Raw genomic sequence first — 19,054 nt, 5'->3', positions numbered from 1 at the left:
GGCGGGCAGGGCGGCTGCCCGCACCGACGCAACCCGACTGCCCGGACCTCCCGGCCACGACCCACGAGGTGAGGAGAGAGCGGACATGACCACGAGAGTGCCCGTCGCGGTGCACGCGGGCGACCCGCTGCTGCACGCGGGCGTGACCGCGCAGCTGCGCCCGCGTCCCGAGGTGGACGTGCTGAAGCTCGACGAGCACGAGAAGGCGCAGGTGTCGCTGGTCGTGGTGGACCGGGTGGACGACGAGGCGGTGCTGCTGCTGCGGCGGTTGCAGCGGACGCCGAGCACCCGCACCGGCCTCATCGTCGGCGAGTTCGGGCAGAACGCGCTGCGCATCGTCATCGAGTGCGGGGTGTCGGCGGTGCTGCGGCGGGCGGAGGCCGAGCAGGACCGGGTCGTCGGGCTGATCACCGCCCTGGTGCGCGGGGAGAGCGTGCTGCCCGGCGACATGCTCTCCCGGCTGCTGGACCACGTGGGCCGGTTGCAGCGCAGTTCCGCCGACGCGCAGGGCTTCAACCTGTCGACGCTGACGGCGCGGGAGGTGGAGGTGCTGCGGTTGATCTCGGAGGGCTTCGACACCGGGGAGATCGCGGGGAAGATGTCGTACTCGGAGCGCACGGTGAAGAACATCCTGCACGAGGTCACCACCCGCCTGCAGCTGCGCAACCGGGCGCACGCGGTCGGCCACGTGATGCGGCAGGGGTTGATCTGATTCCCCTCGCGTTGCCCGAAAGTCCCCTGCGGGCTTCCCGCCCCGGTGCCTGAGCGGACCTCCCGGGTGCCCCCGGCTGCGGACAGGATCGGACGGGGTTCCGAGCTCGGAGGTGGGGAATGCAGGTGTCGGGCGCGTTCCGGCGCGGGCGGGTGCGCGTCGGGGGCGCCCTGTTCGGCGTGCTCGTGGTGCTGTGCGGGCTGATCTGGTTGCCGCCCGCGACGGCGCAGCAGGAACCGCAGGATCCGCCGGCGGGCCGCATCGCGTTCTCCGGGCCGGGGCACCGCAGCATCGGCCTCGTCGACGACACCTCCGGGTCCGCGGACGGGAAGACCTCGGAACCGCTGCTGGACGAGCGGCCCGCGCACTTCGACGAGGACCCGGCGACCCGCGGCGACCTGGTGGTGTTCACCAGCCTCCGCGACGAGGCCACCGCGCAGGTGTACCTGCGCGACGGTTCCGGTTCGGTGCGCCGGTTGACCGAGGGCCGCGACGCCGCGCACCCGAAGCTGTCCCCGGACGGCCGGTGGGTGGTGTTCGACTCGGCGGAGCCCGCGGGCGGGCAGCGGACGCAGCGGGACCTGTGGCGGGTGCGCACCGACGGCACGCAGCTGACCCGGCTCACCACGTCCGCGTCGAACGAGACCTGGCCGTCGTTCTCCCCGGACGGGGAGCGGATCGCGTTCGCGGGCGACGCGACCGGGCGCTGGCAGATCTACACCCGCGAGGTCACCGGCGCGTTCGCGCAGCAGCGCACCCGGGAGCCGAGCGGGGCCGCGGTGCAGCCCGCGTGGAACCCGGTGGACGAGGACCGGATCGCCTACACCTTCGACCCGGACGGGAACCTCGCGGACAGCTACGACCAGCAGGTTCGGGTGCTGTCGAGCCCGGGACAGACCACCGGGGACGCGCTGCTCGGCGGCGACCGGGCCTCGTGGACGAGCTTCTGGCCGGTGTGGCGGGCGGACGGCGAGTGCCTGCTGTTCCTGAGCCACGACCTGCCGAGCGGGCGGTTCACCACGAACTACGTGTACCGGGTGGACGTCCCGACGGCACCGACCACGAACACCCCGGTGCTGATGCTCGACGAGGTGCGGGAGGTCGACTCGCCCGCGCTGCTGCCCGGCGGCCGGCTGCTGGTGGCGCGCACGACGGCGTGCTGCTTCAACGTGGCCCAGCTGCAGGACATCCGGCCGGACGGCAGCGATCCGCGCAGCCTCGGCGTGGACGTGCTGCACGAGGACCCGGCGGCCGCCGAGGATTCCAGCAAGTTGTTCGAACCGGACCCGGACTACGACCCGTGGACGCAGCGGCAGTCCTACTCCCCCGACGGCGCGACGATCGCGGTGAGCGCGTTCAGCGGCCCGCAGGGGGATCGGCGGCAGCGCATCCAGCTGGTGGACGCGGACGGCTCGAACCGGCGGGAACTGCCCATCGCGGACCGCGGGCAGGACGACTGGGAGACCGACGCGGCCTGGTCCCCGGACGGCACGAAGCTGGCGGTGGCGCGCCGCTCCCCCGGCGGCCAGCCCGGCGATCAGGGCCGCGGCAAGAGCCGGATCGTGATCGTGGAGGTGGCCACCGGCGAGGTCCTCGGCCGGGTGCCGCCGCGGAACCAGGCGGAGGACGACACCCAGCCGGTGTTCTCCCCCGACGGGGAACGGCTCGCGTTCAGCCGCGGGCAGCTGATCGTGCCTGCGGAGCAGCGCTACAACCACATCTGGTTCGCCCAGGTGGGGAAGCTGGAGCAGCAGCGCAACGTCACCGAGGAGCTCTGCGACTGCCCCGAGCTGGTGGTCGACGACAGCGCCGCGTTCTCCCCCGACGGCGCGAGCCTGGCGTTCAACCGGGAACCGCACGGGCTGTACCGCTACGAGATCGAGGACGAGTCGTGCTCGGTGGTGCTGCCGGAATCCGAGGACTCCTGCCGCGACAAGCCCGGCGACGGCGACGACCCGCCCGAGCACTTCCAGCCGCGCGACCTCAGCTGGTCCCCGGACGGGAGCAGCGCGGTGTTCTCCGAGCGGGCGAGCGTGAACGCCCCCGAGCACCTGTCCGCGGTGGACATGCGGACCGGCCGGATCACCCCGCTCACCCAGGGCTTCCCCGGCAGGCAGAAGGAAGCGACCTGGCAGGCCACGGTCGACGTGAGCGTGTCCGCGCCGGAGCGCACCGACGAGATCGACGTGGGCGACGAGGTGCGGGTCTCGGCGCAGATCACCAACAACGGCCCGGCCGCCGCACCCGGCGCGACCGCCGAGCTCACCGTGCCGGACGGGGCGCGGCTGACCGGGATCGACTCGACGGTGGGCACCTGCGGGCAGGACGGCCGGTGCGAGCTCGGCCTGCTCGAACCGGACCAGCAGGTGCGGGTGACCGCGACCGTCGTCGGAGTCGACGGCGGCGACCAGCGGCTCCGCTGGCAGGCGCGCAGCCGGATGCGGGACAGCAGACCCACCGACAACACCGCGACCACGATCGTGCCGGTCGTCGCGCCGGAACCGCCTGCGCCACCACCACCTCCGCCGCCTCCGGCGCCCGCGGCCCCGGGGGTGACGGTGCGGGCCGACCCGAACCCGTCCTACGTGGGCGGCCGCACCGACGTGACGTTCACGGTGCGCAACGCAGGCCCCTCCCCCGCGACCGGGTTGACGCTGGACGTGGCGCTACCGCCGGGGATCCCGGTGACCGCGCTGCCGCCGGGGTGCTCGGCGAGCCGATGCCTGCTGCCGGACCTGCCGCCGGGCGCGGAACGGCCGGTGGTGCTGGTGCTGGCGCCGAAGGCGGCGCTGGACGGCGAGATCACCGGCACGCTGCGCACCACCGGCACCGACACGACCCCGGCGGACAACGTGGCGCGCACCTCGTACCGGGTGCTGCAACCGCGGATCATCTCGGTCCCCGAGGTGGGCGAGCCGGGATTCGTGACCTCGGTGCGCGGCTTCGACTTCCCGCCGGGGGTGCCGGTGCGGCTGAACTGGACACCGGGCATCACCGCGGCCGCCGCGCCCACGATCCCCGGCCCGGACGGGAGGTTCGCGGCGCAGCTGCTGATCTTGCCGAAGGACCGGCTCGGCCCGCGCGACATCACCGCCACCGGAGCGGGCTTCAGCCCGGTCCACGTCCCGGAACCGTTCCTGGTCGTCGCCCCGGCGGTCCCGCCGCCGCTGATGGGACGGCGGTGATCGAGCGGTGCGGGCGCGGCGCCGAGGCCGCTGAGGTGCCGCCACCCGACCCGGCCTGCCGCAGGAACGCGAGGAGCGCGCAGTGATCCACGAAGTCGACGAGGGCCTGCGGTTGCTGCTGGCCGAGGAGGGCCTGCCCGGTTCGGGGGTGGAGCTGGCGTTCGACCCGCCCACCACGGATTGGGCGGCGAAGCGCAACGCCCCGACGGTGAACGTGTTCCTCTACGACCTCCGGGAGGAGCCGGCGCTGCGCCGGTCCGGTGCGGTGGACCGGTTCGACGAGTCCGGCGAGGTCGTCGGCCGCTTCGACCCGCCGCGCTGGTTCCAGCTGTCCTACCTGGTGACGGCGTGGACGAACCGTCCGCAGGACGAGCACCGGCTGCTGGCGCAGGCGCTGCGCGGCCTCATCCGGTACGAGGCGCTGGATCCGCGGTGGCGCACGGGTTCGCTGGGCGAGCTCGGGTTGGAGGTGTCGTTGGAGACGGGCGGGGAGCTGGCGGAGAACCGGTCGCCGACGGACGTGTGGTCGGCGTTGGGCGGTGAGCTGAAACCGTCGATCCCGCTGCGGGTGACCGCGCCGCTGGCGGGCGTGCTGCGCCCGGTCGGCCCGCCGGTCACGGAGGGCGTAGCGCTGCGCGGCCGGGCGTCGTTCCCGGAGGGGCCCGCCGACGAGCAGCGGCACCTGCGCTACGACGGGACCGCAGCCGAGGGCGACGGGTTCTCCTCGCCGAAGCCGCGCCCGCAGGGCCGCCGCCGGCTGCGGGGCCCGTTGTGAGCGGCGAGCTGTGGGAGCGGCTGCGCGCGGTGGAGCACCGGGTGCGGCTCGCGCTGGACGCCCGCGCCGATCCGGACCGCGACGACCCGTACCGCGGCCTGTACCTCACCGAGGAGATGGTGCGGCGGGTGCTGGAATCCCCGTCGGCGTCCTGGTCCGCGGAACCGGGCGAGGTCGCCGAACCGGGCGCGCGGCTGGCGCGGCTGGCCGCGGATTTCGGCTTGGACGCGTGGGACGTGGAGTTCCTGCTGATCGCGCTGGCCCCCGAGCTGGACGCCCGGTTCGAGCGGCTCTACGGCTACCTCAACGACGACGTGACGCGGCGGCGGGCGACGCCCGGCATGGTGCTGGAGCTGTGCGGGATGCCGACGGCGGGCGCGGGCCGGTTCCGCTTCGCCCCGGAGGCGCCGCTGGTGGCGGGCGGTCTGCTGGAGGTGCAGGAGCCGGAGCGACCGCTGCTGACCAGGACGCTGCGGGTGCCGGACCGGGTGGTGGCGCACCTGCTCGGCGGGGACGAGCCGGACCCGGCGGTGCGCGGCCTGGCGCGGGTGGTGGACGAGCCGGTCGCGGAACCGGCGGAACTGGTGAAGCGCCTGGCCACCGGCCTGGACGCGGGAATCGGCGCGGTCCACCTGCGCGGTGCGGCGGGCGCCGAGCAGCAGGCGGTGGACGCGTTGGCGGTGAGCGGGCGCGCGGCGCTGGTGCTGGACGCGGCGGCGCTGGACGCCGAAGCGGAACCCCCGGTGGCGGAGCTGGTGCGGGAGGCGCGGCTGCGGCGAGCGGGCCTGGTGTTCGGGCCGCTGGAGTCGTCGTCGCGCCCCGAATCCGCGCGCCTCCTGCGGCGGCTGCTGGACGAGTCGGCGCGGATTCCGCTGCTGCTGCACGGTTCCGGCGGCTGGGACCCGGCCTGGGCGCGGCAGGCACCGCTGTCGCTGACCTCGCCCGAACCGGACCGCGCCGCGCTGTGGCACCGCGCGCTCGCCGAGGCCGGCGCCGGGGACGTCGACGTCGAGCCGTTGAGCGCGTACCGGCTCGGCGCCGACCAGGTGCGCCGGGCCGCCTCGGTGGCGACCCGCCTGGCCCGCTTCGAAGGGCGGCCGCTCGACGCGGACCACCTGCGCGCCGGGGTGCGCGCGCAGAACGGCGCCGGGCTGGAACGCCTGGCCCGCCGCATCACACCCGGTGTCAGCTGGGAGGACCTGGTGCTGCCCGAGCGGACGACGCGGGCGCTGGCGGAGCTGTCGGTGCGCGCCCGGCACCGGGACCGGGTGCTCGGCGACTGGCGGATGCGCCCCGGCGGCGGTCGCGGGCGCGGTGTGGTCGCGCTGTTCGCCGGTGAATCCGGCACCGGCAAGACGATGTCCGCGGAAGTGGTCGCCGCCGACCTCGGCATGGAGCTCTACGTGGTCGATCTGTCCACGGTGGTCGACAAGTACGTGGGCGAGACGGAGAAGAACCTGGAGCGCATCTTCACCGAAGCGGCCGGGGTGAACGGGGTGCTGCTGTTCGACGAAGCGGACGCGATCTTCGGCAAGCGCTCCCAGGTGAAGGACGCGCACGACCGCTACGCCAACGTCGAATCGGCGTACCTGCTGCAGCGGATGGAGTCCTTCGACGGCATCGCGGTGCTCACCACGAACCTCCGCGCCAACCTCGACGAGGCCTTCACCCGCCGGCTGGACGTCATCGCCGACTTCCCCGTGCCCGAAGCGGAGCAGCGCCGCGCCCTCTGGGACCGCACCCTCGGCGCCGAACTCCCCCGCGCCGACGACCTCGACCTGGACCGCTGCGCCGAGCGCTTCGAACTCGCCGGAGGCTCCATCCGGGCCTGCGCCGTCACCGCCGCCTACCTCGCCGCCGAAGCCGGCCGCCCGGTCACGACGGCCGATCTGCTCACCGCCATCCGCCAGGAGTACGCCAAGCTCGGGAGGCTGGCCCTCGACGCCGAGTTCGAGTAGGGGCTCCTACGGGTGCGGGCCGACCGTGATGATCGTCAGCTCGTCCACTCCTGGACCGTGCACCCACCAGATCCGCCACGCGCCCGGGGTGCGGTTCTCGACGTAGGACTCCCACACGTCCTCACCGTCCGGGCCGGTGATCGAGTGGTACTTGTGCGACTGGAGGCCCGGATGCGACGGACCGATGTCGCGCAACAACCGCAGGGTTTTGCGGACCTTCTTCCACTTGTCCCTGTTCCGCGGTCGTTGCAGGTCTTCGATGACCTTCTGGGCCTGAGCGGTGTAGGCCAGGAGGAACGGAGGCGCGCTCACTCGTCGTCGTCTTCCAAGTAGTCGTCCCGGTAGGAGATCCGTCCGGCCGAGCTGTCCGCGAGCCCTCGCAGCAAGGAGTCGCGGAGCTCGTCGTTCTCCCAAATGATCATTTCGCGCGCGGGGACGCTGGCCATCGGAATCATGCGGATCTCGCCGGTGCCCTCGTTCTTGAACACCAGGTAACGATCTTTCCGGCGCACTCCCGCACGCCCGAGCGCGATGCGGGAACGCTCATCGGCTTCGACCTCGGCGATGCGCTCGAAGTCGGCGTCGGTTTCAGCCATCGCACCCATGCCGCTCTCCCCTGCTCGTAGCCTCCACCCAGTATGCCACGAGTGGGCAAGTGGGCAATGCCCACATGTATCGAACCAAGGAGTGGCGCGCTGTCATGACCTGGCCCGTGCGGCTCAGCCACCAAGCCGTGAGCACCGTTTGGTAGACATCCGGCATGGCGTTGTGGGAGGGCGGAACGGAGCCCTGGACGGTGTTCGTGTCGGACGCGTTGCAGTCCCGGCTGGACGCGTGCTGCGCGGACGGGCGCACGGCCACCACGGTGGCGTTCGAGGCGATCGAGGCGGTGCACGACCGGTTGCCGGACGTGGTGCGCGGCGCGCGGGCGCGGCTCCGGTCGCCGCACGCCAGGGACGAGGTGCACTACCTCGGCTCCGGGCCGGTGCAGGTCCGCATCCGGCCGGACTCCGAGCAGGCCGCGCTGCTGGCGCGGTGGTCCGAGGAGCTCGGCGCACCGATCACGACCTGGCTGCCCCCGGTGCTCAACGCCCACCTGCCCGGCCGGGTGGAACCGGAGAACATGCCCTGGATCGTCCAGGACGAGCAGCGGTAGCCGTGCTCAGCCGGCCCGGTCGAGCTACTCGGTGGTAGCACCGCCGGACCGCCCGTCACCGCCGGACCGCCCGTCACCGCCGGACCGCCCGTCGCCGCCGATGGCCCAGGCGACGTGGCCGTCGGGTCGGACGAGCACCGCATCGGCGCTCGCCCAGGGTTCCGCGGCACCGCTCAGCTCGGCCCGGTGCCGCCGCGTGCCGGGCGGAAGCGCGGTGTCGGCTCCGCCCGCGGTGAGGTCGAGCAGCACGTGGTTTCCACCGCGCAGCAAGGGGAACAGCTCGCCGCCGTCCGCGAACGCCAGGTTCGGCGCGCGCCGCCCGGCCAGCGGGTGCGCGGGTTCGGCGGGTGCGTAGCGGACGTCCAGCGCGCCGAGGCGTTCGGCGAGCGCGCGGGAGAACTCGGGGACCTCGCGGATCATGCCGGACAGGAATCCGCGCAGTGCCAGCCCTTCGACGGACCCGGTGGTCATGAGCGCGGTCTGCGCCCGGGTCGATTCGAGCAGGTCCGCACCGACCGGGTGCCGTTCGGCGTGGTAGCTGTCGAGCAGCCCGGGTTCGGCGGTGCCGCGCAGGGTGGCGGCGAGCTTCCAGCCGAGGTTGGTCGCGTCCTGGAAGCCGACGTTGAGCCCGACGCCGCCGGTCGGGAAGTGCATGTGCGCGGCGTCCCCGGCGAGCAGCACGCGCCCCCGCCGGTAGGCGTCGGCCTGCCGGGTGGCGTTGCCGAACCGGGAGGTCCAGCTCGGCGAGTGCAGCCCGAAGTCCGTGCCCAGCGCGCGCCGCAGCTTGTCCCGCACTTCCGCGGTGGTCAGCTCGCCGGGGTGCTCGGTCCGGTGGTCCTCCGGTGCGATGCCGACGAACCGGGTGCGGCCGCCGGGCATCGGGACGGCCATGACGCCGCCGTCGGGTCCGAACGCGCTGACCGCTCCGGCGGGCGGGTCGGCGAGGACGACGTCGGCGAGCCAGCCCCAGATCGTGCTGCCGGTGCCGGGGAATCCGATGCCGGCCGAGGTCCGCACGGTGCTGCGGGTTCCGTCGCAGCCGACGACGTAGCGGGCCGCCAGCTCGTACGTCCCGGCGGGCCCCTCGACCGCGATGCGGACCGAATCCGGGCCCTGGTCGAGGCCGGTGACCTGGTGCCCGCGGTGGATCGGCACGCCCCGGTCGCTCGCGTGCGCCGCCAGGAGTTCCTCGGTGCGGACCTGCGGCAGGAACAGGGTGAACGGGTAGGGCGTGTCGAGCTCGCGGAAGTCGAGCCGCGCGTCCAGTGCGCCGAAGTGGCCGGTGGGCAGCGGGATCCCCGCGTCGACGAACTCGTCGGCGATGCCGCGCATCCCCAAGATCTCGATGGTCCGCGGGTGGAGGGTGAGCGCCTTGGAGTGCGGTTCGGGTTCGCGCTTCGCCTCCAGCACGGTCGCGGACACCCCTTGCAGCCGCAGCTCCGCGGCGAGCCAGAGCCCGGTGGGTCCGGCTCCGACGATCACGATGTCTTCCACGCGCGCTCCTTAGTCAGTGACCAATGGACTCCTCCAGTAAACTAGGTCAATGACCAAGGCGCAACGAGCGGCGCTCACCCCGGCCGACGTCGTCGACGCGGCCATGCGGCTGCTGGCCGAGGAAGGCCTCGACGCCGTGACGGTGCGCGCGGTCGCCGACCGGCTCGGCGTGCAGATGAACACCGTCCTGTGGCACGTCAAGACCAAGAAGCGGCTGCTGGAGCTGATGGCGGACGCGGTCGTCGGCACCGTCGACCACACCGGCCTGCCGGAGGCGGCCGACGAGCGGGCGGGCGAACTGATCCGCCGTTACCGGGCCGCACTGCTGGCCCACCGGGACGGCGCCGCCCTCGTGACCGGGACCCACGTCCCCGAACCGCACACCCTGCGCTTCGGCGAAGCGCTGCTCGCCGCCCTCCGCGCATCGCACGATGACCCCCTGGCGGCCACCCGGATCTTCTACGCGCTCGTCTACTTCACCCTCGGCCTCTCCCAGGAGCAGCAGACCACCGGCGACGCCGACCAGGACCGGCTCGCCCGGGCCGCGGACCCCGAAACCCACCCGGCGCTGATCGCCTCGCTCGAGGCCCTCGCCGCCGACACCTTCGACGACCGCTTCGAAGACGGCATCCGGCGACTGCTGGCCACGGAACAGAACTGACGCACCGCCCACGCACCACCACGATCACGTCCGGCGACACCGGGACCACCGGGGACCACCGGGGACCACCGCAAAGCCGCACTCAGAACCGACGGAGCGAAAAACGAGTACCCGCTTATCCCCGCGTGCGCGGGCCGACACTTCTTGAGCTGGGGGTTCGTTCGGCTGAAGGGGCGTTTTCATTCAGCGCCGTAAGCTTACTCGTGCGGCGGCGACGGTCGGATTCGATGTGATCGCGCTTCACGGCGCTGCGGGGCCGACACGTGCCGGTCCTCCGGGTGCGCAGGTGGGCGACGCCGTCGCGGAGGACGCGCTGGCGGTCGACGTAGTACTCCACGCCGACGAGCGTCGAGGGCTCCTCGATGAGGCCGACGATGAACTTGCTCGACTCTGCCGGACTCATCGCCACTTCGTCCATCCTGCCAAGTGCTTCTTCATAGGCCGAGACTTCAGCAGTCTCGTGCAGGAACAATCCCGAGATTCGATTCTCCAGATGCACCACCGGATCTCGACCGTCGCTGAACGAGGCGATCGAGAAGAGCCCTTCCAGCCCCGGATGCCAATCAGCGCGAAGCGGCACCACCTGGATCTCGACGTTGTCCGGCGACCGGCGCGGAGATCGCGGCGACCACGCCCTCATCGACACCGTTCCCGTCGCGCAACCCTGGGTGAACGACCACGACGTCGCCCGAAAAGCCCACACCTGGGCCAAGAACAACCCCCGCGGCTGAGCCCCGCGATGCCCGATCAGCTCCCGACCGGCCCGAACTCGGCGATCCCGCCCAGCCGACGCCCCGGCCTCCTCTTCCGACCCGGGCCAACCGGGTACGTCCTCCACCTGACCGGTCACATTCAGGCCGACACCACCCCGGACCGCACCATCACGCTCTACGAACGCGTGCTGCACGGCCTCAGAAAGCTCTGACCGAGCGGACGACGAAGCGCCATCTCGCACTACGCGGAGACGCGGTCGTCACCTCGGCCGACCTCGACGGTGGAGACTGTCACGTCGTGATCGTCGAACCTTGATGTCTTTCCACGAGCGGTTCATCGATCGAGTCCTTTCTTCGTATCGGCGACGTGCTGGGCATAGCGCTTCTCCGCGAGCGGGACGGCTTCGGGCGCAGGGCCTGAGCTCCTCGTCCGCCGACTTCGCCGCTCACGCACCACCTTGTTCCCGCTGCCTGCGAGCGATGTAGGTCTTGCGCCCATTCGAGATCGCGGTCTCACTGACGTCGAAGTAGTCGGCGAACGCCGCCGCCGCTCCGCTTCCGCGCCCCTCCCTCGTGATGACCTGATCGATGATGGGCCACTGGTCCGCGCGAATCTTCGGCTTGTTGCCTCCCCTGGACCGCGGGTCCCTGCCATCGCCGACGCCCTCGTTCTTGGCCAGTTCCAGGTCCTCGCGCACCTTTTTGCTCAGCGTGAACTTGGTGGTTCCCTTGGCCGCCGATTCGCGGGTCGCCTCGCCGGCGGGCCGTCCCTGACTCTTCGCCTTGTTCTTGGAGATGTTCTCCGTGATGGCGGGCAGCGGTTTCACCCGTGGTTCGTAGACGAAATCGACGTCGTCGGCCTCGCTGTCGGAGCCGGTGTCGTAGCCGATCTCGATTCGCTGGTCGTGCAACGCGTACCTTGCTTCACCGGTCTCCTCATCCTCATCGACCCGAACCGGGTGCAGCGGAGATTCCCCGCCGCTCGGTCCGGCCTGCGAGCCCGCGCTGAGACCGCCCTTCGCCGAAACGTTCATCCGGACCTGCTCGGTCAGCTTGGTGGCCAGCGGAGACCGGCCTTCCTCGTCGACATCGGTGATCCAGCTGGGAAAGTGCTCGACGGCGGCCTGCGCGGACTCCTTGTAGTACGCACCCGGCCTTTCGTGGACGTCGAGGTCGAAGTCCCGCTTCAACAGGTCCAGCAGCGCCCAGCAGCTCCGGCAAGGACGACGCTGGCCGCGGATGACCACCCGTCCGGCCTGTTCCCGGTCCGCTCCTGAATTGTTCAGCGCCAGCAGATGCTTCTGCTCAGCGTGCATGGTCTTCATCGACGCATTGGTCCCCGGGCCGCGCAGCAGGATGACCGAGCTCCGATGGTCGTCAGAGGTCAACAGGGTGAGCAGGCGCTTCCGCCCCGCCGCGTCGGCGGGGGCGCCGTCCAGCTCCTCCACGCGGGTGGCCGTGCGCAGCGCATCGGCCGCCGGGTTCTTCCGGCCGCCTCGGTAAACCTCGTTCAGCTTCCCCCGGGCCTCCTTGCGGCGTTCGTCGTCGAACCCGGGCACCGGCGGGCGCCGTCCTTCGTCGAGCAGCAGATCCCGCACCCAGTCGCCCGCGTGCGGCGATGGACTGCCTTCGTCGATCTCCATCGCCTCGGACTCCGCCTCGAGCTCCTCCGGGAAGTGCCGCTTCAGCAAGGTGATCGACGAGTTGTAGTTGGTAGCGATCACGACCCGGCCATTGATCAACATCGTCTGGACTTCGGATTCGGTTCGAGCGTGCCTGTTCCCCTGGGATGCCTCGTCTCCGCCGGCGAAGCTCTGCTCGCGCTCCGCGTCCTCCAGGTAATTGATCACTCGGAGCATCCGGATGGAGATGTGGCGGAGCGTCTGCGCTGCCCTTTCGTCCTCACCGAACGAGCGTTCGTGGCGCAGCGACACGTCCGCGGTCATCCGGCCGGCCTGCTTCGTTTGCGGCTTGCACGTGCACCCTTCGATCAGCTCGGTGATCCGGGCCAACCGCGGGTCGGTCACCTGAGTGCGCTTGCCGGGACCGGCTCCGGCCTCAGGACCGGTGCGCCTGCGCTTACCACGAGACTCGACCTGGCCACTCTCGTCGTCGCCGGCTCGCTGCACCGCGACGGGACGCGAACGGGGCGTGGTACCGGCCCCCTTCGTGATCATGTCCGCGACCGCGGCGTTCCCGATCGTGCGTTGCAGAGCGGGCAGCGCGGCCACCCGCGACGGCAGCACCGCCTCGGGGTCGCGCGAGAGAGGCGGACGCGGCGCGACGCGGCGCGAACGGGGCTCCTCCTGGTTCTCGTGCGAGTGCATGAACCGAAGTCCTCTCGCTCTGGGGAACTGCGGGAAACCGGTCCATGTCCGACCGAGCACCCGACTGCGGCGTCCGAGAGGACGGAGCTGGTGCCTCAGTCCGCCGAACCCTCCAGCGGGGCGCGCATCGCTCGGTGGGCGTTCTCCTCCGCCGCCCGCTCGAAGTGGTCGGAGGGGTCGGAGATCTTGAGACCGTTGCCGTTGTCGGTGCCCGCGACCGGGCCGGAGCGCTGCTGGATGACGTGGGTGAGCTCGTGGGCGAGGGTGTGCTTGTCGGAGGCGCCCGAGCCGAGCACCACGTCGCTGCCGGAGGTGTAGGCCCGCGCGCCGATCTCGGACGCCGAGCGCTGCGCGGTGGCGCCGGTGTGCAGCCGCACGTCGGAGAAGTCGGCGCCCAGCCGGGTCTCCATCTCCTGGCGCACCGGCGCGTCCATCGGCTTCCCGGCCGACTTCAGCACGTCCTCCCCGGACCAGATCGGCTCCGGTGCCGGCTCCGGGGGCGCCATCCGCCGCTGGACCATCCGGCTGACGGCGGCGTTGCCGAGGGTCCGCTGCAGGTGCAGCAGCTCTTCGACCGGCCCGGAGTGGTCGGGGGTGCGCGCCGCTTGCTGGGGCCTCGCCTCGGACTTCGCCGCGTCGTGCTGCTCGCGGTCCCGCATGGTCCCTCCTCGGACACGGCAACGGCTCCAGACCTACCGGGAGCGCGGTCCGGCGGGGAATGCACGAAGGGGCAGAGCTCCGGGCAACGCCCACTTCCTGCCTGCGCAGGCAGTGCGGGATTGCCCCGGAAGGCAGCGGTGCTGCCCTCGGCGCAGGTCGGGCGGACATGGTGGCGCGGGCGGGCGGTGGCGAAAGCTCTGGGTGCACGAACGCCGCAGACGAAGGAGCGAGCATGCCGTCGTACCTGTCCCCTGGCGTGTACGTGGAGGAAGTCCAGAGCGGGGCCAGGCCGATCGAAGGGGCCGGGACCGCGGTGGCCGCCTTCGTCGGTTTCGCGCCGCAGGGGCCCTTCCACCAGCCGACGCTGGTCACGAACTGGAACCAGTACGTGCAGAACTTCGGCGGGTTCGACGACGGCTACCTCGCGCACGCCGTCTACGGCTACTTCGCCAACGGCGGCGGCTCCGCCTACGTGGTGCGCATCGGCGGCCCGTCCGAGGCCGCGGCTCCCGCCGCTCCCGCGCCGAAGCCGGTGGAGCTGGGCGGGTTGCGGGTCTCCGCGCTGTCCGCGACCACCTCCGACGTGACCGTGGAGATCGTCGACGCCGACGGCGAGAACCCGCCGGACGACCGGTTCAAGCTGGTGGTGCGCCAAGGCGGCAAGGTCGCCGAGACCCACGACGTCTCCACCCGCAAGAACGTCAAGAGCTACGTGGTGAACCAGGTCAAGGAGCACTCGAAGCTCATCGAGGTCACCGAGCAGTCCGGCGGTGCCCTCGCTCGCCCCGACAACCAGAGCGTCACCGTCCCCGGCACGCCGCCCAGCGCCACCACCCCGGCGAAGGTCGACGCGCAGGAGTACGTGGGCGATCTGGCCGCCCGCACCGGTTTCGGCGGCCTGGAGACCATCGACGAGATCACCATCGTCGCCGTCCCCGACCTGATGAGCGCCCACCAGCGCGGCCTCATCGACGCCGAAGGCGTGAAGACCGTGCAGCTGGCGGCGATCTCGCACTGCGAGCAGCTCGGTGACCGCGTCGCCCTGCTCGACGCCCCGCCCGGGCTGAACGCGCAGCAGGTGCGGACCTGGCGGATGGACGAAACCGGCTACGACTCGAACTACGCGGCGCTGTACTACCCGTGGATCAAGGTGTTCGACCCGTCCTCCGGCCGGAACAAGATGGTGCCGCCGAGCGGGCACATCGCCGGGGTGTGGGCGCGCAACGACACCGAGCGCGGGGTGCACAAGGCGCCCGCGAACGAGGTGATCCGCGGTGCCGTCGACCTGGAGACCACGCTCAGCAAGGGCGAGCAGGACCTGCTCAACCCGGTCGGGGTGAACTGCGTGCGCGCGTTCGCCGGCCGCGGCATCCGCATCTGGGGCGCCCGCACCCTGTCCTCCGACCCGGCATGGCGCTACCTGAACGTGCGGCGGCTGTTCAACTACCTGGAGGAGTCGATCCTGCTCGGCACCCAGTGGGTGGTGTTCGAGCCGAACGACGACCGGCTGTGGTCCAGCATCCGGCGCAACATCGGCGCGTTCCTCACCCAGACCTGGCGGGACGGCGCCCTGTTCGGCCGCACCCCCGCCGAGGCCTTCTACGTGAAGTGCGACCGGGAGAACAACCCGCAGGAATCCATCGACCTCGGCCAGGTCGTCTGCGAGATCGGCGTGGCCCCGGTGAAGCCCGCCGAGTTCGTCATCTTCCGCCTCTCCCAGTTCTCCGACAGCTCCAGCCTCCTGAGCGAATGACTCCGCTCGCCCGTCCGGGTGGCGGAACCGCGGCGGTGCCGGTGGCTCGGGTGGTCGCCGCTGAGCGGCTTCGCCGTCGGCAAGACGAAGGCACGACACACTTCACCTCGAAGGGGTAGTCATGGCAGAAGGCGACAGCCTTTCCGTCCACCGGTTCGGTGTGCAGCTCGGCGGGGTCACCGTCGAGTCGATCAAAGAGGTCAGCGGCCTGACCGTCGAGCAGGACGTGGTCGAGACCCAGCAGGTCACCGACACCGGCAAGATGATGAACAAGAAGCAGCCCGGTGGGCACAAGGGCGGCGAGGTGACGATCACCCGCGGCATGACCGAGAGCCCCGAGTTCACCAAGTGGCTCAAGAAGACGGTGTCCGACGGCGAGGTCGAGGACGCGCGGGAGAACCTGACCATCGAGGTGATGGAACCGAACGGGACCGTCGTGCGGCGGATCCAGCTCTACGACGCGTGGGTGAGCAAGTGGGAAGGCCCCGGCCTCAACGCGGGCGAGTCCAACGCGGCGACCGAGAAGGCCACCATCACCTTCGAGCGGATCGAGGTCGAATGAGGCGGCGGGTCAACTCGCTCGACGACCTGGACCAGTTCAGAGCCCGCAAGCCCGACACCGCCACGGCCACCGCGGAACGCCCCGCGCCGCAGGCAGCGCACGACGAGTTCGAGTTCGAGCTGCCGCGCGGCTACCGGCACACCGACGGCACGCTGCACCGGCACGGGCGGATGCGGCTGGCGACGGCGCGCGACGAGCTGCGCCCGCAGATCGACCTGCGGGTCAAGGAGAACCCGGCGTACCTGAGCGTGGTGCTGCTGAGCCAGGTGATCACGCGGCTCGGCGACATCACCGACGTGCACTCGGGCCTGGTGGAGAACATGTACGCCACCGACATCGCGTTCCTGCAGGACTTCTACCGCCGCATCAACAGCGAGGGGCACACCCGCGCCGGGGTCACCTGCCCGTCCTGCGGTTCGGGGTTCGAGATCGACCTGGCCGGTGACGGCCTGGGGGAATCGTGACGTACGCGGCCGACCGGCTGCACGAGGAGGTCGCGTACATCGCCTACCACTTCCACTGGACCCGCGAGGAGATCTTGGACCTGGACCACCTGGAGCGCAGGCGCTGGGTGCGGGAGATCGCCCGCATCAACACGCGGGTGAACGAGAGCAGGTGAGCCGGATGAGCCGCTGGAACCCGCTGCGCCGCTTCTTCGACCGGGACGCCCCGGAGCCGGAGACCGCGCCCGCACCGGCCGCCCCCGCCTCGGAACCGGACGGTGGCTGGCGGCGCACGGCGCCGATGCGCGGCGTGCTGCAGCGCGACTCGGGCGAGGTGATCCGGCCCGAGCGCTTCCGCGCGTCCGTCGCGTCGTTCCGGGACCACGGGGTCACCAGCGGCGGGCTCGGGCACCGGCTCTCCGGTGCAGCGCCGAGCGGCGTGATGCGCGGGCTGGCGCGCGCGGGCGGGCGACCGGTGCAGCGGTCGGACGGCGAGGAGTTCACCTGGGTGCGACCGGAAGCGGAGTCCACTTCGGACTCGGACGCGCCGGTTCCGCGTTCGGGGCGGCGGGCCGTGCAGCGGTCGGCGGGCCGGTTCCTCGGGCGTGGCCGGGGTGCTGCGCGCGGAGCGGTATCCGGGGGCGGGTCGGCGGGAGCGGACAGCCACTCGGGTGGTTCGGCGCATCCGTCCGGTTTGTCGTCCCGCGTGGGCGGGGTGTCCGGTGCGTCGGGCGCAACGGGTTCTTCTGGCACGGCGGGTTCTTCGGGCACGTCGAGTTCTTCGGGATCGTCGAGGGCTGCGGGCGCGGCCGGTTCGTCCGGGAGCGGGCCGTCCGGACGCGCCGGTTCGCAGCGCACGGCAGCCACGTCGAGCACGCCGAACTCGTCCGGCACGGCATCCTCCAGCGCGGCCTCGCCCGGCACGAGCTCGGGCGGCACGAGCTCAGCCGCCGAGCGGTCGTCCGGCGCGGGTTCGACCGCTTCGAGCGGAGACACCGACAGCGGTTCCCCCGGCTCGGCCGCGGTGCAGCGGGTCGCCCTGCGCAGGCTCGCCCCGCCGCTGACCAGGGCACGACCGATCACCCGGGCCACCCCGCGCCGGCTGCCCGCGATCACCGCGCCGGGCACGGATGCGGTGCAGACGGACGCCGCACCGCCGGGCCCGGACGTGGATCTCGTGCTGCAGCGCCGCGCGGACGCCGACGCGCCACCGGAGCGGTCCGACGCGCCTCGACCGACCGCCCCGAGCAGCCCTGGTACACCGGCGGACTCCGGCACCGCGCCCAGCACGGCCGGGACCGGATCGACCGCACCGGGCGGACCGCCGGGCACCCGCCCCACGTTGGGCGCGGACCGATCTCCCGAGCAGTCCGGTCTGGGCGGCCCGGTGCAGCGGATGCCCTCCGGAACGGTGCCGCTGCACCACGAGTCGATGGGCTCCCCCGAACCACCGCCACCGGTGCAGCGCGCCGCGGAACCGGCTCCGGAGCAGCAGCCCGACCGCCCTTCCCGGCCCGGGCGCGGCCGGAAGCGCCCGACCACCTCGAAACCCGAAGTGCGGCGCAGCACGCCGAACTCCCGCGGCGGCCTCGGCGAACCGCTCGGTCGGCTGCCGGAGTCGGCGACCCCGCTGCGTCCCGGCGGCACCCCACCCACATCCGGGCCGGTCGTCCCCGGCGGTGCGGCGGAGGCCGCGCCGCTGCTCGGCGACGCCGCCCCGCAGGTCCAGCGCACCCCGAGCACGCGGACCGAACCGCGGGCGACGACGCCGGACGACCCCGCACCGGCGGATCCGGTCGCCACGCCGCTCGCCGGTTCGAGCGCCGAGCCCGCAGGCACCGGCCCGGCGACTCCGGTCCAGCGCAGCCGGATCCAGGACGCCGCCGGAGCACCGCCGCACGGCGGCGCGGACCACGGCACCGCACCCCTGCTCGGCGACACGACGATCCAGCGCTCGGCGAGCGGCACCCCCGCGCATCCCGCCGGGGCGCCGGGGCACTCGCCCAGCGCCGAGCTGCCCACCGCACAGCGGAATCCGGCCACGCCGAGCAGCTCCCGCGCACGGCAACCGCCGGTCTCCGCCACGCGGCACTCGCCCGGTCCTGCCTCGCAGCAGTCGTCCGGCCCCGCCACCGCACCGCACCGAGCGGCCATCCCGGTGCGGCGTTCGTCAAGCGCCACCGCCCCGGAAGCGGCGGCACCGCACGGCACCCCGGTGCAACGGCTCACCGCACCGAGCGGCGCGGACGCACCGGAGACGCCGCTCGCCGGGAACGCGCCCACCGGCCCGCACGAGGTCTCCACCGGTACGCACTCCGTCCAGCGCGCGCGGCCGGACTCGCCGGACGAACCCGCCCCGGCCCTCCGGCCGCACCACGACCCGACGCACCTCTCCGCCCCGGTGCAGCGCGCCCGCCCGCTGCTCACCACGCGGCCGCTGACCACGCGAACCCGGCTGGACCAGCCGCGGCCGAACGCGACGGCGCCACCGACCGAGCACCGGGCCGGGGCGCCGCTGCGCTGGACGCGCCGCGAGCCCGGGGACCGACCGGCCGACCCGGCACCGGTGCAGCGTTCGGCCACCCCGGCGGCACTCCCCGCGGTGGCGGCCGAACCGCCCCCGCCGGACTCCGCTGCGGCCGAACCGGCGCCCGC

Annotated in this window: 18 protein-coding genes; 11 read left to right on the top strand and 7 right to left on the bottom strand. The window is 72.6% G+C overall.

From position 1 onward, the window contains the following. The first annotated feature begins 85 nt into the window (after positions 1-85). The 4 genes from LCD31_RS18445 to LCD31_RS18430 all read left to right on the top strand — a co-directional run bounded on the left by LCD31_RS18445 (position 86) and on the right by LCD31_RS18430 (position 6,630). Entirely contained in the window at positions 86-712 is a 627-nt protein-coding gene (locus tag LCD31_RS18445) for a LuxR C-terminal-related transcriptional regulator (RefSeq protein WP_224959768.1), read from the top strand. A gap of 119 nt (positions 713-831) precedes the next feature. Beyond that, the gene (locus LCD31_RS18440) at positions 832-3,897 is read left to right on the top strand and encodes a DUF11 domain-containing protein (RefSeq protein WP_224959767.1); all 3,066 of its coding nucleotides are present in this window, start codon (positions 832-834) and stop codon (positions 3,895-3,897) included. A gap of 82 nt (positions 3,898-3,979) precedes the next feature. Then, positions 3,980-4,672 carry a DUF4255 domain-containing protein gene (locus LCD31_RS18435; protein WP_224959766.1) on the top strand — a complete coding sequence of 231 codons (693 nt, stop codon included), beginning with the start codon at positions 3,980-3,982 and terminating at the stop codon, positions 4,670-4,672. Then, complete coding sequence (locus LCD31_RS18430) at positions 4,669-6,630, top strand: ATP-binding protein (RefSeq protein WP_224959765.1); 1,962 nt, start codon at positions 4,669-4,671, stop codon at positions 6,628-6,630. The genes LCD31_RS18435 and LCD31_RS18430 overlap by 4 nt, the downstream gene beginning before the upstream one ends. A 6-nt stretch (positions 6,631-6,636) precedes the next feature. Here LCD31_RS18430 and LCD31_RS18425 read toward each other — a convergent pair whose 3' ends face one another. Then, entirely contained in the window at positions 6,637-6,942 is a 306-nt protein-coding gene (locus LCD31_RS18425) for a hypothetical protein (RefSeq protein ID WP_224959764.1), read from the bottom strand. Beyond that, positions 6,939-7,226 (bottom strand): hypothetical protein, encoded by a 288-nt coding sequence (locus LCD31_RS18420; protein ID WP_224959763.1) that lies wholly within the window; start codon positions 7,224-7,226, stop codon positions 6,939-6,941. The genes LCD31_RS18425 and LCD31_RS18420 overlap by 4 nt, the downstream gene beginning before the upstream one ends. 164 nt (positions 7,227-7,390) lie before the next feature. Between LCD31_RS18420 and LCD31_RS18415 the strand changes: the two genes are divergently transcribed. Further along, positions 7,391-7,786 (top strand): hypothetical protein, encoded by a 396-nt coding sequence (locus tag LCD31_RS18415; protein ID WP_224959761.1) that lies wholly within the window; start codon positions 7,391-7,393, stop codon positions 7,784-7,786. A 24-nt stretch (positions 7,787-7,810) separates the two neighbouring features. Here LCD31_RS18415 and LCD31_RS18410 read toward each other — a convergent pair whose 3' ends face one another. Then, a complete protein-coding gene (locus LCD31_RS18410; protein ID WP_224959760.1) occupies positions 7,811-9,280 on the bottom strand; it encodes an FAD-dependent monooxygenase in 1,470 nt (489 codons plus the stop codon). Between the two features lie 49 nt (positions 9,281-9,329). Between LCD31_RS18410 and LCD31_RS18405 the strand changes: the two genes are divergently transcribed. Then, the gene (locus tag LCD31_RS18405; RefSeq protein ID WP_224959759.1) at positions 9,330-9,941 is read left to right on the top strand and encodes a TetR/AcrR family transcriptional regulator C-terminal domain-containing protein; all 612 of its coding nucleotides are present in this window, start codon (positions 9,330-9,332) and stop codon (positions 9,939-9,941) included. 115 nt (positions 9,942-10,056) lie between these two features. On the opposite strand, the gene LCD31_RS18400 is transcribed toward LCD31_RS18405, so the two are convergent. The 3 genes from LCD31_RS18400 to LCD31_RS18390 all read right to left on the bottom strand — a co-directional run bounded on the left by LCD31_RS18400 (position 10,057) and on the right by LCD31_RS18390 (position 13,640). Next, positions 10,057-10,848 (bottom strand): Scr1 family TA system antitoxin-like transcriptional regulator, encoded by a 792-nt coding sequence (locus LCD31_RS18400; protein ID WP_224959758.1) that lies wholly within the window; start codon positions 10,846-10,848, stop codon positions 10,057-10,059. A gap of 252 nt (positions 10,849-11,100) precedes the next feature. Further along, positions 11,101-12,981, bottom strand: a complete 1,881-nt coding sequence (locus tag LCD31_RS18395) for a hypothetical protein (RefSeq protein ID WP_224959757.1) — start codon at positions 12,979-12,981, stop codon at positions 11,101-11,103. A 95-nt stretch (positions 12,982-13,076) separates the two neighbouring features. Next, entirely contained in the window at positions 13,077-13,640 is a 564-nt protein-coding gene (locus LCD31_RS18390; RefSeq protein ID WP_224959756.1) for a DUF4157 domain-containing protein, read from the bottom strand. 233 nt (positions 13,641-13,873) lie between these two features. Here LCD31_RS18390 and LCD31_RS18385 point away from each other — a divergent pair, with 233 nt between their 5' ends. The 4 genes from LCD31_RS18385 (at position 13,874) to LCD31_RS18370 (ending at position 16,575) form a co-directional block, all read left to right on the top strand. Then, the gene (locus LCD31_RS18385; RefSeq protein WP_224959755.1) at positions 13,874-15,394 is read left to right on the top strand and encodes a phage tail sheath family protein; all 1,521 of its coding nucleotides are present in this window, start codon (positions 13,874-13,876) and stop codon (positions 15,392-15,394) included. Positions 15,395-15,515: 121 nt separating this feature from the next. Beyond that, positions 15,516-15,956 (top strand): phage tail protein, encoded by a 441-nt coding sequence (locus LCD31_RS18380; RefSeq protein WP_224959754.1) that lies wholly within the window; start codon positions 15,516-15,518, stop codon positions 15,954-15,956. Further along, entirely contained in the window at positions 15,953-16,420 is a 468-nt protein-coding gene (locus LCD31_RS18375; RefSeq protein WP_224959753.1) for a hypothetical protein, read from the top strand. Before LCD31_RS18380 ends, LCD31_RS18375 begins: the two co-directional genes overlap by 4 nt. Further along, positions 16,417-16,575, top strand: a complete 159-nt coding sequence (locus tag LCD31_RS18370) for a DUF6760 family protein (RefSeq protein WP_224959752.1) — start codon at positions 16,417-16,419, stop codon at positions 16,573-16,575. Before LCD31_RS18375 ends, LCD31_RS18370 begins: the two co-directional genes overlap by 4 nt. On the opposite strand, the gene LCD31_RS18365 is transcribed toward LCD31_RS18370, so the two are convergent. Next, a complete protein-coding gene (locus LCD31_RS18365) occupies positions 16,547-17,395 on the bottom strand; it encodes a hypothetical protein (RefSeq protein ID WP_224959751.1) in 849 nt (282 codons plus the stop codon). The genes LCD31_RS18370 and LCD31_RS18365 overlap by 29 nt on opposite strands. Before the next feature lie 28 nt (positions 17,396-17,423). Between LCD31_RS18365 and LCD31_RS18360 the strand changes: the two genes are divergently transcribed. Then, positions 17,424-19,054, top strand: a 1,631-nt coding sequence (locus tag LCD31_RS18360; protein ID WP_224959750.1) for a hypothetical protein, incomplete at its 3' end; no start/stop codon positions are given.

The organism is Saccharopolyspora sp. 6M (assembly GCF_020176775.1).
Classification (GTDB): domain Bacteria; phylum Actinomycetota; class Actinomycetes; order Mycobacteriales; family Pseudonocardiaceae; genus Saccharopolyspora_C; species Saccharopolyspora_C gregorii.
This window is presented reverse-complemented; position numbering and strand designations above follow the sequence as displayed.